The sequence below is a fragment of the Maribacter sp. 1_MG-2023 genome, assembly GCF_030547005.1.
Classification (GTDB): Bacteria; Bacteroidota; Bacteroidia; order Flavobacteriales; family Flavobacteriaceae; genus Maribacter.
In genome coordinates, this window is record NZ_JAUOPN010000001.1 from 529,881 (window position 1) to 544,625 (window position 14,745).

General features: G+C 34.2%; 16 protein-coding genes. 8 read left to right on the forward strand and 8 right to left on the reverse strand.

The features are described 5' to 3' along the window. Together Q4500_RS02345 and Q4500_RS02350 are read right to left on the reverse strand one after the other, a co-directional pair. Nucleotides 1-903 carry an SMP-30/gluconolactonase/LRE family protein gene (locus Q4500_RS02345; RefSeq protein WP_303598145.1) on the reverse strand — a complete coding sequence of 301 codons (903 nt, stop codon included), beginning with the start codon at nt 901-903 and terminating at the stop codon, nt 1-3. Nucleotides 904-911: 8 nt separating this feature from the next. Then, on the reverse strand, nt 912-1,745 hold the full coding sequence (locus Q4500_RS02350) for a sugar phosphate isomerase/epimerase (RefSeq protein ID WP_303598146.1): 834 nt from the start codon (nt 1,743-1,745) through the stop codon (nt 912-914). A 156-nt stretch (nt 1,746-1,901) separates the two neighbouring features. Between Q4500_RS02350 and mazG the strand changes: the two genes are divergently transcribed. Further along, entirely contained in the window at nt 1,902-2,678 is a 777-nt protein-coding gene (mazG, locus tag Q4500_RS02355) for a nucleoside triphosphate pyrophosphohydrolase (protein ID WP_303598147.1), read from the forward strand. A 2-nt stretch (nt 2,679-2,680) separates the two neighbouring features. Here the strand turns inward: mazG and Q4500_RS02360 are convergent, their stop codons facing one another. After that, nucleotides 2,681-3,085: a response regulator gene (locus tag Q4500_RS02360; protein WP_303598148.1), complete on the reverse strand. Its 405-nt coding sequence runs from the start codon at nt 3,083-3,085 to the stop codon at nt 2,681-2,683. A 356-nt stretch (nt 3,086-3,441) separates the two neighbouring features. Between Q4500_RS02360 and Q4500_RS02365 the strand changes: the two genes are divergently transcribed. From Q4500_RS02365 to Q4500_RS02380, 4 genes are read left to right on the forward strand one after another with little or no spacing between them, the layout of a single operon-like run. Then, the gene (locus Q4500_RS02365; RefSeq protein ID WP_303598149.1) at nt 3,442-4,809 is read left to right on the forward strand and encodes an MATE family efflux transporter; all 1,368 of its coding nucleotides are present in this window, start codon (nt 3,442-3,444) and stop codon (nt 4,807-4,809) included. A 57-nt stretch (nt 4,810-4,866) separates the two neighbouring features. Continuing rightward, entirely contained in the window at nt 4,867-5,094 is a 228-nt protein-coding gene (locus Q4500_RS02370; protein WP_073243390.1) for a hypothetical protein, read from the forward strand. Between the two features lie 5 nt (nt 5,095-5,099). Next, a complete protein-coding gene (locus Q4500_RS02375; RefSeq protein ID WP_303598150.1) occupies nt 5,100-5,669 on the forward strand; it encodes a phosphatase PAP2 family protein in 570 nt (189 codons plus the stop codon). Beyond that, nucleotides 5,666-7,324 carry a glycosyltransferase family 39 protein gene (locus Q4500_RS02380; protein ID WP_303598151.1) on the forward strand — a complete coding sequence of 553 codons (1,659 nt, stop codon included), beginning with the start codon at nt 5,666-5,668 and terminating at the stop codon, nt 7,322-7,324. The genes Q4500_RS02375 and Q4500_RS02380 overlap by 4 nt, the downstream gene beginning before the upstream one ends. A 3-nt stretch (nt 7,325-7,327) precedes the next feature. Here Q4500_RS02380 and Q4500_RS02385 read toward each other — a convergent pair whose 3' ends face one another. From Q4500_RS02385 to Q4500_RS02400, 4 genes are all read right to left on the reverse strand, one after another. Continuing rightward, nucleotides 7,328-8,221 carry a lysylphosphatidylglycerol synthase transmembrane domain-containing protein gene (locus Q4500_RS02385; RefSeq protein ID WP_303598152.1) on the reverse strand — a complete coding sequence of 298 codons (894 nt, stop codon included), beginning with the start codon at nt 8,219-8,221 and terminating at the stop codon, nt 7,328-7,330. Further along, nucleotides 8,205-9,164 (reverse strand): glycosyltransferase family 2 protein, encoded by a 960-nt coding sequence (locus tag Q4500_RS02390; RefSeq protein ID WP_303598153.1) that lies wholly within the window; start codon nt 9,162-9,164, stop codon nt 8,205-8,207. The genes Q4500_RS02385 and Q4500_RS02390 overlap by 17 nt, the downstream gene beginning before the upstream one ends. 83 nt (nt 9,165-9,247) lie before the next feature. Then, nucleotides 9,248-10,237 (reverse strand): methylmalonyl Co-A mutase-associated GTPase MeaB, encoded by a 990-nt coding sequence (gene meaB / locus Q4500_RS02395; protein ID WP_303598154.1) that lies wholly within the window; start codon nt 10,235-10,237, stop codon nt 9,248-9,250. Nucleotides 10,238-10,317: 80 nt separating this feature from the next. Then, nucleotides 10,318-11,232 carry an aldose epimerase family protein gene (locus Q4500_RS02400; protein WP_303598155.1) on the reverse strand — a complete coding sequence of 305 codons (915 nt, stop codon included), beginning with the start codon at nt 11,230-11,232 and terminating at the stop codon, nt 10,318-10,320. Between the two features lie 104 nt (nt 11,233-11,336). Between Q4500_RS02400 and Q4500_RS02405 the strand changes: the two genes are divergently transcribed. The 3 genes from Q4500_RS02405 to Q4500_RS02415 are packed head-to-tail and all read left to right on the forward strand — an operon-like array spanning nt 11,337 to nt 13,840. Next, nucleotides 11,337-11,882, forward strand: a complete 546-nt coding sequence (locus tag Q4500_RS02405; RefSeq protein ID WP_303598156.1) for an RNA polymerase sigma factor — start codon at nt 11,337-11,339, stop codon at nt 11,880-11,882. After that, nucleotides 11,866-12,450, forward strand: a complete 585-nt coding sequence (locus tag Q4500_RS02410; protein ID WP_303598157.1) for a hypothetical protein — start codon at nt 11,866-11,868, stop codon at nt 12,448-12,450. Before Q4500_RS02405 ends, Q4500_RS02410 begins: the two co-directional genes overlap by 17 nt. Further along, the gene (locus tag Q4500_RS02415; RefSeq protein WP_303598158.1) at nt 12,422-13,840 is read left to right on the forward strand and encodes a hypothetical protein; all 1,419 of its coding nucleotides are present in this window, start codon (nt 12,422-12,424) and stop codon (nt 13,838-13,840) included. The genes Q4500_RS02410 and Q4500_RS02415 overlap by 29 nt, the downstream gene beginning before the upstream one ends. On the opposite strand, the gene Q4500_RS02420 is transcribed toward Q4500_RS02415, so the two are convergent. Next, nucleotides 13,841-14,575, reverse strand: a complete 735-nt coding sequence (locus Q4500_RS02420; protein WP_303598159.1) for a sugar-binding protein — start codon at nt 14,573-14,575, stop codon at nt 13,841-13,843. Between the last annotated feature and the right edge of the window lie 170 nt (nt 14,576-14,745).

Below are 14,745 nucleotides of genomic sequence, written 5' to 3' on the forward strand. Positions count from 1 at the left end.
CTAATATCTAACACCATGTACATTCATTTGCAAGGTATACACCGAGCCCATTGCAGTAATGAATAGTACATCTTGATTTTTACCGCCAAAGGTAACGTTGGCTGTCCAATTCTCATTGATTGGTATATTCTTTAGCTGTTCACCTTTTGAATTGAAAATAGTAACACCTTCGCCTGTTAAATAGATATTACCTAGGTTGTCAATCGTCATGCCATCTGAGCCCATGTTTGTAAAAAGTTTACGGTCACTTAAAGTACCATCTTCTTGAATGGAGTAGGAGTATGTTTTTTTATCACCTATATCTGCAACGTAGAGTGTTTTTCCATTTGGTGTGCCAATTATTCCATTAGGTTGAGCTAATCCTTTCGCTACTATAGAGATGTTTTTTAAATCTGGTGAAATATAATAGACATTTTTTTCTTTTATATCAGCTTCAGTTCTTGTCCAGTATTCTCTTTGGTAATAAGGGTCTGTAAAATAGATTCCGCCTTTTATATCGACCCAAATATCATTAGGTCCGTTTAATTTTTTGCCTTTAAAATCGGTAATCAGCGTATCAATTTTATCATTTTTATGAATTCTCCATAATTCATTTTCATTATCGGCAGCTGCCAATAAATTTTCATCATTGTCGAAATACAAACCATTTGCCCTACCTGATGATTCCATAAAAGTACTTATAGAATTGTCGGCGTGGTTCCATTTTAGAATCTTATTATTCGGCTGATCGGTAAAATATACATTACCATTTTTGTCTGATGCCGGACCTTCGGTAAAACTGAAATTATTAGCAACTTGCTCTAGTTCAGAGCCATCGGTAACCAGTGTCTTCTGTTGAGATTTACAAGAAACTATTGCTGCAAACAGTATAGAAGTAAAAATTAATCGGTTATAAAATTTCATATATTCGACTATAAGTTCTTTAAGTAGTTCATGTTATGCATCATGCTATCAAAAGGGGTACTTGCGTATTCTTCTTGTTCTATATAAATATGTTGAACACCAGATAGTTCTTTCATTTCAAGCATTAACGGAACATCAAGTATACCCTTACCAAATTCTGTACTTACTTTTTCATTTATATCCATATCTTTTAAATGCCAAAGCGGAAATCTGCCTGGGTATTTTTTAAAGTAATGCAACGGGTCTTTTCCAGCAACTACTACCCAGCCTAAATCTAGTTCCATATGCACTAATTTTTTTTGGGTATTGTCCATAAGCACATCATAAAGTACTTCTCCGTTTTCAGACTCAAATTCGTACTCATGGTTGTGGTAGCCAAATTTTAAACCATGCTTTCTACAAGCTTCGCCAGCTCTATTAAACTGCTCTGCTACTTTCTTGTAATTATCTACCGTTTGTCCGTCAGATGGTAATGAAGAACATATTAAATATTCTTGACCAGAAGCAACGGCATCTGCCATGGTTTGCTCAAATTTATCATCTAAATGTACATGACCACTAGTGAGTGACATACCTAGTGCTTTACAGGTTTCACCCATTTGAGCGGGAGTCAACCCGTAGTAAGACCCTTTTGACGATCCGGCACTTTCAATTTCTTTAAAACCTAGGCTTGCAATTTTTTCTAAAGTTTTCATTGGGTCTGCAAGCATGTCATCTCTAAAAGAATATAATTGAACGCCATAGCTTGAATTTCTAGTAGTCGCCATTGTTATTTGCGGCAGTAAAACTGTGGCTGCACTTAATAGACCGGTATTTTTTATGAATTCTCGTCTTGCGTTCATTGGTATAATGTTGTTTTTTGAATTTTTAAGCTACCTGAAATTAGCTTGAGTAATGCTGATAGTCTTAAATAAGATTGTGATTTTAAATGTACGAAAACTAAACAGCATTTTTAGTACGGCAGTTAGTGGTTGTGTATTTTTGTAAAAAGATTAGGCATGAATAGTAGAAAAGAACAATTGGAGGCGTTAGATAGGCTATTGACCATTATGGACGAGTTGCGTGAGCAGTGCCCGTGGGATAAAAAACAAACCATGCAATCGTTAAGACATTTAACTATAGAAGAAACCTACGAGTTAGGTGATGCTATTTTAGATAATGACCTTAATGAGGTTAAGATGGAATTGGGTGATGTGCTTCTACATATTCTTTTCTATTCAAAAATAGGATCAGAAACCAATGATTTTGATATTGCCGATGTAGCAAATGCTATTTGTGACAAGCTCATAAATAGACATCCGCATATTTATGGTGATGTAAAGGTTATAGATGCTGAAGACGTAAAAAGAAATTGGGAACAGATTAAATTAAAAGAAGGTAAGAAGAGTGTTCTCGAAGGCGTACCAAAAAGTTTGCCTGCATTGGTGAAAGCTAATCGAATTCAAGATAAAGTTTCTGGTGTCGGTTTTGATTGGGAAGAGCCACAGCAAGTTTTTGAGAAAGTGCAAGAAGAGCTTGGTGAACTACAAGTAGAAGTAGTGGCGGGTGATATAGAGAAAATTGAGGCGGAATTCGGCGATGTACTTTTCTCAATGATTAATTATGCTAGATTTCTAGGTGTCAACCCTGAAAATGCTCTAGAACGAACCAATAAAAAATTTATAAAACGTTTTCAATACCTTGAAGTCAAGGCAAAAGAAATCGGTAAAGAAATGAATGATATGTCTTTAGAAGAAATGGATGTGTATTGGAATGAGGCAAAAACTAAAGAGTAATTTTATTTCTTAAGTTCAACATTCATAATTCTCTCCAAATCTCTATACTTAATTGGTTTTATAAAATAATCTGTTATTTCTGGATAGGTTTTGGCGTGATCAACATCTTCGCCATTTATAGAAGAGGTTAGCATAATAATTTTTATTTTCTTCTCAATCTTTGTTGCCACTGTTTGAAAATCTTTAACAAAATCAAAGCCGTTTAAAATGGGCATATTTAAATCAAGGAAAATAATATCTGGTAATTCGTCTAAAGAAGCATACTTATCTTGAATCAGTTTTAATGGTTGTACCGAATCTGGAAAATCGATAATTCTAGAAATCGACAATTGTTTAAGATATCGTTTCATTACATATTTGGAGATATCGTCATCGTCGATAACCCAAACCAATGGTTCTTGGTTCATAATAATTGTAATTAATGGTACTTGGTGTCTTTGTATTAATAACGGCCAGTTGTAATATAATAGTATTCGTAAAATGTATAGATGAGCAATTTACAAGTATAAATAGTTGGTATTTATGTGTGTAATTATTCTTTTTTATTTAATATCAAATTGATTTACAGTGTTTTATATTTTTGTTTGCCTTGTTTATTTGCTCAATATCTTTTTGGTAACTATGTGCTTAATAGTTGAGTTTTGCTCAAAATACCTTAGGTGAATCCATTTTTATACTATAACATAATCACTTATTTAACCACAATTTAGCGAATGTTAATTGTTCAATTAACGGTACCTTTGCCAAAAATTTAGTTTAGGTTTTGTTACAGAATTACACCAAAGAATTTCGTTATAATATTAAGCTTTCTGTTCCTGTTATTTTAGGAATGTTGGGTCACACCTTTGTACAATTGGCTGATAATATTATGGTCGGTCAATTAGGTACTGCAGAACTAGCTGCGGTATCTCTAGGTAATAGTTTTGTTTTTATTGCTATGTCTTTAGGTATCGGTTTTTCTACAGCAATTACACCATTGGTTGCCGAGGCAGATGGAGCTGGTGCCAAAGAAAATGCTAAAAGCGCCTTAAAGCATGGTCTGCTATTATGTACTGTTTTAGGTTTAACATTATTTGCACTCATTTTATTGGCGAAACCTATCATGTATGCAATGAAACAACCTATTGAGGTAGTTGAATTAGCATTGCCATATTTAGATTTGGTAGCTTTCTCATTGGTACCTTTAATAATTTTTCAAGCATTTAAGCAGTTTTCCGAAGGCTTGTCTCAGACCAAATACCCCATGTATGCAACTATCGTTGCTAACGTCATTAATATTGTTTTAAACTACCTTTTGATTTTTGGTAATTTCGGATTTCCCGAAATGGGTATAGTTGGTGCTGCTATTGGTACCTTGGTATCAAGAGTTTTCATGGTACTTTATCTTTGGTTTATTTTAAAAACGAAAGAAAAGTTTAAGTACTACGTAACCGGATTCAATTTTTCTAAAATTGAAAAAACGGTGATGAAAAAGATTGTAGAGTTAGGGTTTCCTTCTGCTTTACAGATGTTTTTTGAGGTTGGTATTTTTACATCGGCAGTATGGTTAAGTGGTGTTCTTGGTAAAAATGCCCAAGCCGCAAACCAAATAGCACTTAATTTAAGTAGTATGACCTTTATGTTCGGTATGGGTCTTGGTGTTACGGCAATGATAAGGGTAGGTAATCAAAAGGGTTTATCAAACTTTAAAGAGTTAAGACGAATAGCACAGTCCATATTCCTATTAACTTTCTTACTCGAAATTGTTTTTGCCGCGCTTTTCTTAATCGGTAGGCATTGGTTTCCGTCGTTATATTTAGATATAGAAGACATTACTAATTTTGCCGATAATACAGAGGTATTGGTCATCGCCGCAGAACTATTATTGGTTGCAGCTTTCTTTCAAATATCAGACGGAGTTCAGGTAGTTGTTTTGGGCGCTCTACGTGGGTTGCAAGATGTAAAAATACCTACCCTAATAACGTTTATTTCGTATTGGTTAATCGGTTTCCCTGTCAGTTATTATTTATGTCTTCATACAGATTTAAAGAGTACCGGAATTTGGATTGGCTTACTGACCGGACTAACGGCATCGGCTATTATGTTGTATCTTCGATTTAATTATTTAACTAAAAAATTAATTGCCGCATAACGATCTATTTATGGTCGTTAACAACAATTATATTTCAACTTATAGATTATAATTTTTATGGAATTTCCGAAATTTTTATTGGGTGATAATACAGATTACCCTACAGCAATATTTGTAGTACACACCGAGTTTCCAAGGTTTATAATCAACCTAGAAGATGATGAGGTAGAATGGCTTGAAGAATTCTCTAAGGAAGATGAAAAGGAATTGGAAGAAGAAGCCGAAAACTTAATTAAAGACGCAACTGCATTTTACGATCGAGAAGTGTCTAGATACGAAGATTAACGATTATGCTTGAAGCGCTTTTACAGTTAGATAAAGAGTTTTTTTTATACCTCAACGGATTGGGTACACCAAAATGGGATACTTTTTTTCAGTTCATCACCAACAAACTGAGTGCCGTACCTCTATATATATTCTTGCTGATACTTTCGTTTCAGAAATATGGAGGTAAGAAAACCATGGTACTCTTAGTTTCTATTGCTCTTTTAATAACAGTTACAGATCAATTAGGTAATTTTTTTAAGTACGGTGTTGCTCGATTACGACCTTGCCATGACCTAGAGGTTGAACCATACATGCGTTTAGTAAAAAGTTACTGCGGCGGTAAATTCGGTTATTTTTCGGCCCATGCGTCAAACTCATTTGCAATAGCAGTGTTTTTTGGCAGTATTTTAAAATCTAGCATTAAGTATTTAGGGGTATTCTTAGTACTGTGGGCAGCCTTGGTAGCATTTAGTCGCGTGTATATTGGAGTTCATTTTCCACTTGATATTATTACCGGTGCTGTAATAGGCTCGCTATTCGGCTGGTTGTTTGTAAAGTTATTTATATTTGCACTTCGCAAATTCTCCCTATGATATCTAATCTAAGGTACTGGTTTTTAATTCTTTTAATTTTCTTGGTATACGTTGCAGGTATGTTTGTAACGTTGTTTGAAAATGATTCTGCACAGTTTTCTGTGATGGCCATGAGAATGGTGCAAGAGAATGATTTTTTCAGCCTCTTTAAAGGTCCTGAAGAGTATTTAGATAAGCCGCACATGCATTACTGGCTGGCAGCCCTATCGTATAAAATTTTTGGTATTCATGATTGGTCTTATCGTATTCCAGGTATATTAGCCACCTTATTGGCTGCTTATAGTTGTTATGGTCTGGGTAGTCTACTTTATAATAAACATGTTGGTAAACTAGCTGCATTGGTTTTTATGACTGCGCAGACTATTGTTTTGGGTGCTATTGATGTTCGTACAGATGCTGTGTTAACAGGCTTCAGTATTTTAGCGATTTGGCAACTGGCAAAATATATAGAGAAAGGCAGTTTGTCTGCAATTGCAATTGGTGCTTTTGCAGCAGGTATTGCATTCTCTACCAAAGGGCAAATTGCTCTTTTGGTAATAGGATTGCCCATACTTTGTCATTTATTTTATACCGGTAAATGGAAAGCTTTTTTAAGCTGGAAAGTGCTATTGGCATTATTAGTATTTGCAGTGACAATAACACCAATGTTATATGCTTATTATTTACAATTTGATCTGCATCCAGAAAAGGTGATTCGTGGTAAAGACCACCGTAGTGGTATATTTTTCATTTTTTGGGAACAAAGCTTTGAACGTTTAAGCGGTGAAGGTATCGGTAAGAATAGTAGCGATTACTTTTTCTTCTTTCATACATTCTTATGGGTTTTTCTTCCTTGGACTATTTTAGGGATTACGGCATTTTACACTAAAATACAGGCATTTATAAAGCATAAATTTAAGAACGTTCAAGATTCTGAATTTTTAACTGTTGGTGGTATCGCATTAATATTTATCATCATCAGTTTTGCCCAGTTCAAATTGCCACATTATTTGAACATTACTATTCCATTATTTGCAGTTATAACCGCTGCTTATATCTATAATTTATATACGGCAAATAAAGAAAAAACGTTGAAGTATTTAATGATAGGGCAATACTTTGTGCTTAGCATAGTATTCATCGCTTCTGCTTTAATATGTTTTTACGTCTTCAAATTAAGAAGTGTAGTGGCATATGTGTTTTTAATTGGAGCGGCAATACTAATCATCTATTATGCTTTAAAAAGGGAAGGGGTATATATGAAATTGGTTACGATTTCAGTTTGTGCATCACTACTTTTAAATGCTGTTTTAAACTTACATTTTTATCCTAATTTATTAGACTACCAAGGTGGGTCTTCAATGTCTAAAGTCATTGCAGAAAAAAATATTCCGGTAGATCGAGTTTATAAAGTTGGTAAAGACTATACGTGGTCTTTAGATTTTTACAATCAATTTCCTGTTCAAATTACGACCGCAGAGGATTTAAAAGACAAAAAAGATATTTGGGTATATGTCAATGATGATGAGATGGCTATACTTGAAGAAAAAGGCTTTGATTGGGACTCTCAACTCTCGGTAGATCAATTTAGAATAACACGATTGCAAGCCAAATTCTTAAACCCGAATACACGTAAGAAAGTAACTCGTAAAATGCACTTGTTACATATTTATTGAACACTACTCGTTGGCTGATTGATTTGAAGTATGCGCCAATTCCAATTTAATTTTCTTAAAGTGATACCATACGCCAATAAATGAAACTATAGCTGTTATTAAGAAGAATAGCACACTTACGCCAACAGATATATTTTGGTCTAGTCCCAATAGTTTTGCGCCGTAGAAGAAGGTTACTTCGCGGCTTCCTATGCCTCCTAATGTTAACGGTACTACCGCTACTATAGATGAAATTAAGAAAATGATGAGGTATGAAATTTGATTCATTTCAATATTCAGGGCAAGTAGAATAAACCAAATACAAATTAATTGTGCCAATTGTACCAAAGCAGATAATGCTGTGGTTTTCCAGAATATAGTTAATACATAATTGAAAAATTTCTTATTCAATAACCAAAATACAATAACTGATATTGGTATTGCAGAAAGTAATATCCAACGATATCCATCTAAAATTTCAGCATTATGAAAAGCCAATAATCCGCAGGCGTAAATAAACAATAATAATAGTCCGCCCAGACGATCTAAGACTAGCACACTCACCATTTTTTTGGTTTTGACATCAAAGGTTTTCTTAAGAATATAGCCTTTGTATGCATCGCCGCCAATACCACCAGGCAAGAATAAATTGTAGAACATACCTAACAGATACAACTTAAAATTGCTTGCATTTGTAAGCATGATGTTAAGCCTATGAAAATATAGATTTAAACGTATTGCCCCAATGAATTTAGAAAGTATAAAGAATATGGCAGCTAAGACTAAGTAAAGCGGATTACTCTTCATCAGTATGTCTTTTATCTCACTTACATTTATTTTAGTGAAAATGAAATAAATTAAAACGGCACTGATCAGTACTTTTAATCCGGTGGTTACTTTCTTATTTAACTTCGCCACCTACACTAACTTTTTTAATGCGATATGGTCTTTTGTTCTGAGATTCATAATAAGTACGTATTAATAATTCCATTACAATACCTATTGTGAATAGTTGAATACCTGCAAATATCAACATCATACCAAATGTCAATAAAGGTCTTGTTCCAATATCTTCACCAAAACCGAGCTTTACAATCAATAAATAAAGATTGATAAGAACACCTGCCGAAATCATTAAAAAACCAGAGATACCGAATAGGTGAATTGGGCGTTGAAAGTATTTACGAATAAAAAGTAATAGCATCATGTCTGCAACTACTTTAAACACGCGCTCTAATCCGTATTTAGAAACCCCTGCATGACGAGCATGGTGTTTTACAGGAACTTGCTTTATTTGTCCGCCTTCAAGAAATGCGAGAAGGGTAATAAACCTGTGCATTTCACCATATAGATTTAAGTCTTTGGCTATATCTTTTGTAAAAACTTTTAAGGCACAACCATTATCTTTAATATCTAATTTGGTAACTCGGCGTACCAGAAAATTAGCAATTTTAGAAGGTATTTTTTTAACAAGAGAATCTTTTCGTTTTTGACGAATACCAGTGACAACATCATATTCTCCACTAACGGCATAGGTTAGCATTTGTGGAATATCAGACGGGTCATTTTGTAAATCGCCGTCCATGGTAATAATATACTCTCCTTCTGCATAGTCAAGACCTGCCGCCAAGGCTAAACTCTGACCGTAATTTTTCTTCAACTCAATTAAATGAACCTTTTCATCTTTAAGACCTTTGACTACTTTTTTGGTTTTGTCGGTTGAAAAATCATCTATGTAAATAATTTGATAATCGTAGCCAACCAAGCTTTCGTGTATCTTTTGTGTTAAAAGAGCCGCATTGTCTTGTTCGTTATATAAAGGAACAACTACCGAAAGTAGGGAAGTGGTAACAGGTTGCATTGGGTTGTTTTTTGAATAGGTGCAAAGTTATGTTTTTTATCCTTAAGATAATGTACAGGAACGGTAGTTACATTATAAAGGATTTAGTGCTGTTTTATAGCCTTTAAGAGCTTTTCTGCAGCTAAAAAAGGAGAGATATTACCGCTAATAACTTCTTTTTTTAATTTTGGTAGCATTTCTTTGGTTTTCGGATGATGGTAGAATTCAGTTAATAGTTCTTGCTCTAGGTATTGAATCAACCAATTTTCATTTTGTTGTTGTCTATTAGCATTAAAATATCCGGATGCCTTCATGCTTGTACAATAGGTATCTATTAACTGCCAAATTTCGTCTAGGCCTCTATTTTCAATTGCAGAACAGGTCAGCACTTCCGGAGTCCAACCATTTTCTTTGGGCGGAAACATATGTAATGCTCGGGTAAATTCCATCCTCGCAAAATCTGTTCGTTTTATATTATCTCCGTCTGCTTTTGTAATAACAATAGCATCTGCCATTTCAATAATTCCTCTTTTTATCCCCTGTAACTCATCACCAGCACCAGCCAATTTTAATAATAAAAAGAAATCTACCATATCATGAACAGCTGTTTCGCTTTGCCCAACACCAATAGTTTCTATTAGAATACAATTGAAACCTGCCGCTTCTAAAATATGAATGCTTTCTCTTGTTTTACGGGTTACACCACCTAATGAAGAACCCGAAGCTGAAGGTCTTATGTAGGCATTGGGGTTTTTAACCAATTCTTCCATACGAGTTTTATCGCCAAGTATGCTACCTTTTGTTCTACTACTAGAAGGGTCTACGGTAAGCACGGCCACCTTTTTGCCTAAACTGGTTAGTATGCCACCAAATTGTTCTATAAAGGTGCTTTTTCCGGCACCTGGTACACCAGTAATACCAATTCTTATAGAATCATGCTTTTTTGAAATACAACCAGCAATAATTTCATTAGCGATTATGCGATGCTCTGGTTTAGTACTTTCAACTATGGTAATAGCCTTGCTTACTATGGCAACATTATTGGCATAGATACCTTCAAGAAATTCTGATATAGTAATATTGGCTAAATTCATTGTAACTACTTATTTCATTGAAAGTAAAAGGTGCTATTTGTAATTGGGGAATATAATATTAGAAGCGTTCCATGTTATATTTAGCTTGGAGTTATAATATCAAATTTAAAGATAGATATGTTATTGTAGATATCGCCAGGTCTTAAGAGGCTTTTAGGAAAATCTGGTTGATTAGGTGCATCTGGGTAGTTCTGTGCCTCAAAACAAATTCCGGGAAAATCTGGTGGAGTATACACTACCAAAGCTGGTTGGTTGGTATATACTTTCATATTAATACCAGAAGTCTTTGATTGTATTTCTACAACTTTCTCATTACCAATATCCTTAACAAAAATAGAGTCTAACCTTTGTACACCTATTTTTCTAGGTAAAAGAAAATCGTATTCCGTTTTACGCACAGGTATTATATCGCCAGTTGGCAATAAGTTTTCTTTGGTTTCTAATTTGTAAGGGCAATTCAATTGTAATTCATAATCATCTATATACGGGTTATCATCTAGTTTAAAATAAGAATGATTGGTAAGATTAATAACCGTACTTCTATCAGTTATTCCTTCATAAATAATTTGTAATGCGTTATCCATTAATTTATAGGTAACGCTAACAGATAAATTTCCGGGGTAGCCTTCTTCTAAATGTTTACTGATATAGCTAAGTTTTACGAAAGGTTTATCGCTTTGATCTACTTCATCTATCGTCCAATATTTTTGATGAAAACCTTCTTTGCCGCCATGTAGGTGTACACCATCTTCTTGAAACACATCGTAACGAGCTCTATCGATTACAAATCCGCCATTAGAAATTCTTCCTGCATATCGACCTACACTGGCACCTAAAACATTATCATCTAAACGATATCTACTTGGGTGGTTGTACCCAACTACTACATTTGTGTACTCGCCATCTGCAACTTTTACAAGTAACTTTTGAATGGTAGCGCCATAATCAAGCACCATGAGTGTTAAATAGGCATTGGAAATTGTAACTTGTTTCAAAGGAAATATTTAATAGTGTGTTGTAAAAATAAAAATTTTTGCAACATTCTATTTTTTATATCGTCCTTATTATAGCAACAAACTAAAACCAATCTAATTAATTCATGTTTCAAAGCAGTATTGTAGAGAAATGTAAGGCAAATGACCGTGCGGCACAAATACAGCTGTACAGGAAGTATTGTGACGGCATGTACATTGTAGCAATGCGTTTTGTTAAAAATGGAGACGATGCAGAAGATGTTTTACAGGAGTCGTTTATTAAGGCTTTTCAAAAAATACATCAGTTTAGTGGCGATGTAACTTTTGGAGCATGGTTAAAACGCATAGTGGTAAATAAGAGTATCGATTTTCTCAAATCAAAAAAGGATAAAGAGGTTTCGCTAGACGAAGGTTATATGCAAGTTGTTGCAGAAGATGATAATTGGAATGTACCTGCAGCGATTAGTATTGAACAAGTTAAAAGTGCCATTGATAAGTTGCAGGATAAATACAAATACGTAATGCTTATGTTTTTGGTTGAAGGTTATGACCATCAAGAAATAGCAGAAGTGTTGAATATTTCAGAATCTGCCTGCAGAACAAGATTATCACGTGGTAAAGGCCATTTGAAAGAACTATTAAAAGGAAAAAAATATGGAACAGGATCTTAGAGAAATGTTCAAAAAGGATCGAGAAGAGCAAAAGCATACTATTACACATGGTCATGAAGAGCGCTTTTTAAAGAAGTTAGAAGAATCAATACCGGCACAAAAGAATACTGATAAGAGTTGGTTGAAAATAGCGGCATCTGTTGCGGTAATTGTAAGCATCGGTTTGGGTTTCTTGTATTTCAATGAAAATGTGGATAACACGACAACTGTGGTTGATAATGATAGTATAGGGGAACAGAAATCTGAATTTACTTTCGGAGATCTTTCGCCAGACTTAAAGAAGGTAGAAAGCTATTATGTTGCCAATATTAATATGGAACTGGCAAAACTAGAGGTGTCGCCAGATACTAAAGAGTTGATCGACAGTTTTATGGAACAGCTCAATAATTTAAATATTGAATACAAGACGTTAAACATAGAGTTAAAAGAATTAGGACCTAATGACCAAACGATAACAGCACTGATAGAGAATTTACAGTTACGATTACAATTATTACAGAAATTAAAAAGAAAGTTAAACGAATTAAAATTATCAAAAAATGAACAGATTATTGACAACAGTATCTAAGCAACTCATCATTGTATTAGGGCTTTTAGCTTCTTCAACGCTTTTGGCGCAAGAAGAGAGTAAAACATTTCAAGAAAGATTTATTGTGGCAGGAGATGCAGTGGTAAATATCAATACCAGTTATGCCGATATTGAATTTGAAACTTGGGATAAGAATGAGGTGGCTATTACAGCCACCATCACCCTAGAAGGAGCTACAAAAGAGGAAGCTGAGAACTACTTTAAGAATAGCCCTATTGAAATATTGGGTAATAGTAAAGAGATTAAAGTATATTCAAAATCTAAGAATAATGATTTCTTCTCAAGTTTTAATTCTGAAAATATCTTTAATCATGGTGGTATGCGAATAGAGGTGCCAGAGATTGCATCTTTCGTAGTAAGTGTACCTCAGATAGCTCCTTTTCCAGAAATGCCGCCACTACCATTAACCGAAGCTTATACATTTGATTATGAGGAATATCAAGAAAATGGTGATAAGTATATGAAGAAATGGCAAAAGAATTTTGAAAAGAGTTTTGATAAAAAACATCAAAAGCGATTAGAAGAATGGGCTGAGCGTATGGAAGAAAAAGCTAAGGCTATGGAACAAAGAATGGAGGCACATAATGAGAAACGAGCTGAATTAATGGAGCAGCGTCATGAAAAAATGGAGCAAAGACAAGAGGAGTTGCAAGAAAGACAAGAAAAAAATCAAGAAGAAAGAGAAGAGCGTAGAATCTATATTCAATCTAATGAAAATTCGCCGAATATATTTTATTACTCCAATGAAGGAGAACAAAAGAATTTTAAAATAAAAAAGACCATAAAAATTAGCTTACCAAAGTCAACCAGAATAAAAATGGATGTACGCCATGGGGAGGTTAAACTAGCTGAGAATACCAAAAACTTAAATGCGAAGCTTTCGCATTCAAGCCTTTGGGCAGTTACTATAGATGGAGAAGAAACTACTGTTTCTGCCTCATATTCTCCGGTTACTGTTCAGAAATGGAATTACGGACAATTAAGTACATCATATTCAGAAGAAATATCATTGTCAGAGGTGGTTCAATTGCAATTACAAGCAACCTCGTCAGAGGTAACTATCGATAAGTTATTTAAAAATGCCTTTGTAAAGAATGATTTTGGCGCAGTGCACATTCTTGAAATGGGTAATGATTTTGAAGAATTGGATATAAGCGTAAGAAATGGAGAGTTAACGGTAACAATGCCAAAGGTGGCTACCAATGTTTATGTAAAAGGCAATTCATCGACATTGAAATTACCAACAGGTTTACAGATTGTGGAAACTAAAAACGGAACTACAACTATTCATAAAGGGCATCACTTAAAAAATAATAGTAATCGATCTATTATAATTACATCAGATTATAGTGAGGTGGTACTGCAATAGTTATTTTACCAATTGTAAGGTTCCAAACACATTGGCATCTATCCATCCCTTGTTTTTATTCTCACCTGCTACAAATACAGAACCTATTAAGTTCTCTCGTTCCTCGCTACTATCATTATCTGCATAAGCTAAAGCAAAACCAATTTTCTTATTTTCGGTAAGCACAACAGGCTTTATATTCGGGTCATCATTATATATACCAGGGTACACTTTTACAAACATTTCCCAATAAGTCGTATTACCTTCTGTTTGATGTTTAGATGTAATATGATCGTTGTATATTGTCGGTTTTTCATCAACACCTAAGTCAACTACATTACCGTCTAAAGCTACATGATAGGTAAAAGCATTGTGATTAAAGCGGTGCTGCCCGCCAGAATTGTCTTCATCTACATAAACAATAACACAATCATCGTTCCACCAAAGTTTTAAGGGGTCTTCGGTTTTGTCTAGAATAGTATTATCAACTATTTCTAGTAGAAGATAGAGTCCGTCTTCGTTCCAAGCAATTTTATATCTACCATTATAATCATCGTGATCAAAAGGACCACCGATCCAATTTTGATCAATAGGTTTCCAATCTAATAAATTCCAATAGTTTTCTATAGCTCTGCCATCTAGGGTAGGGGCATCTTTAATATAAGAAACTGGGGTAGCTTGAGAATTTTTCTTGTTCTTAACTTCTGCACATGAAAATAAGCCTAAAAGAAGTAACAGGTAAATAGTCCATTTCATAATACTGCTTTGGAATCTATGGTTCAAAAATACTATTTTCTTAGGGTATGTAAGATTAATAGTACTTATTTAAGTGGCGACAAGATATAATAAAATAAAAAGAACCTACTTATTCTTAGGTTAACTGATGTGCTTTGTAATTATTGTACAGTCTGTTGCACAAAAAAAAG

Coding starts and splice junctions, on each gene's coding strand:
- Q4500_RS02345 (WP_303598145.1), bottom strand. CDS start 903: ATGAAATTTTATAACCGATTAATTTTTACTTCTATACTGTTTGCAGCA.
- Q4500_RS02350 (WP_303598146.1), bottom strand. CDS start 1,745: ATGAACGCAAGACGAGAATTCATAAAAAATACCGGTCTATTAAGTGCA.
- mazG (WP_303598147.1), top strand. CDS start 1,902: ATGAATAGTAGAAAAGAACAATTGGAGGCGTTAGATAGGCTATTGACC.
- Q4500_RS02360 (WP_303598148.1), bottom strand. CDS start 3,085: ATGAACCAAGAACCATTGGTTTGGGTTATCGACGATGACGATATCTCC.
- Q4500_RS02370 (WP_073243390.1), top strand. CDS start 4,867: ATGGAATTTCCGAAATTTTTATTGGGTGATAATACAGATTACCCTACA.
- Q4500_RS02375 (WP_303598150.1), top strand. CDS start 5,100: ATGCTTGAAGCGCTTTTACAGTTAGATAAAGAGTTTTTTTTATACCTC.
- Q4500_RS02380 (WP_303598151.1), top strand. CDS start 5,666: ATGATATCTAATCTAAGGTACTGGTTTTTAATTCTTTTAATTTTCTTG.
- Q4500_RS02390 (WP_303598153.1), bottom strand. CDS start 9,164: ATGCAACCTGTTACCACTTCCCTACTTTCGGTAGTTGTTCCTTTATAT.
- meaB (WP_303598154.1), bottom strand. CDS start 10,237: ATGAATTTAGCCAATATTACTATATCAGAATTTCTTGAAGGTATCTAT.
- Q4500_RS02405 (WP_303598156.1), top strand. CDS start 11,337: ATGTTTCAAAGCAGTATTGTAGAGAAATGTAAGGCAAATGACCGTGCG.
- Q4500_RS02410 (WP_303598157.1), top strand. CDS start 11,866: ATGGAACAGGATCTTAGAGAAATGTTCAAAAAGGATCGAGAAGAGCAA.
- Q4500_RS02415 (WP_303598158.1), top strand. CDS start 12,422: ATGAACAGATTATTGACAACAGTATCTAAGCAACTCATCATTGTATTA.
- Q4500_RS02420 (WP_303598159.1), bottom strand. CDS start 14,575: ATGAAATGGACTATTTACCTGTTACTTCTTTTAGGCTTATTTTCATGT.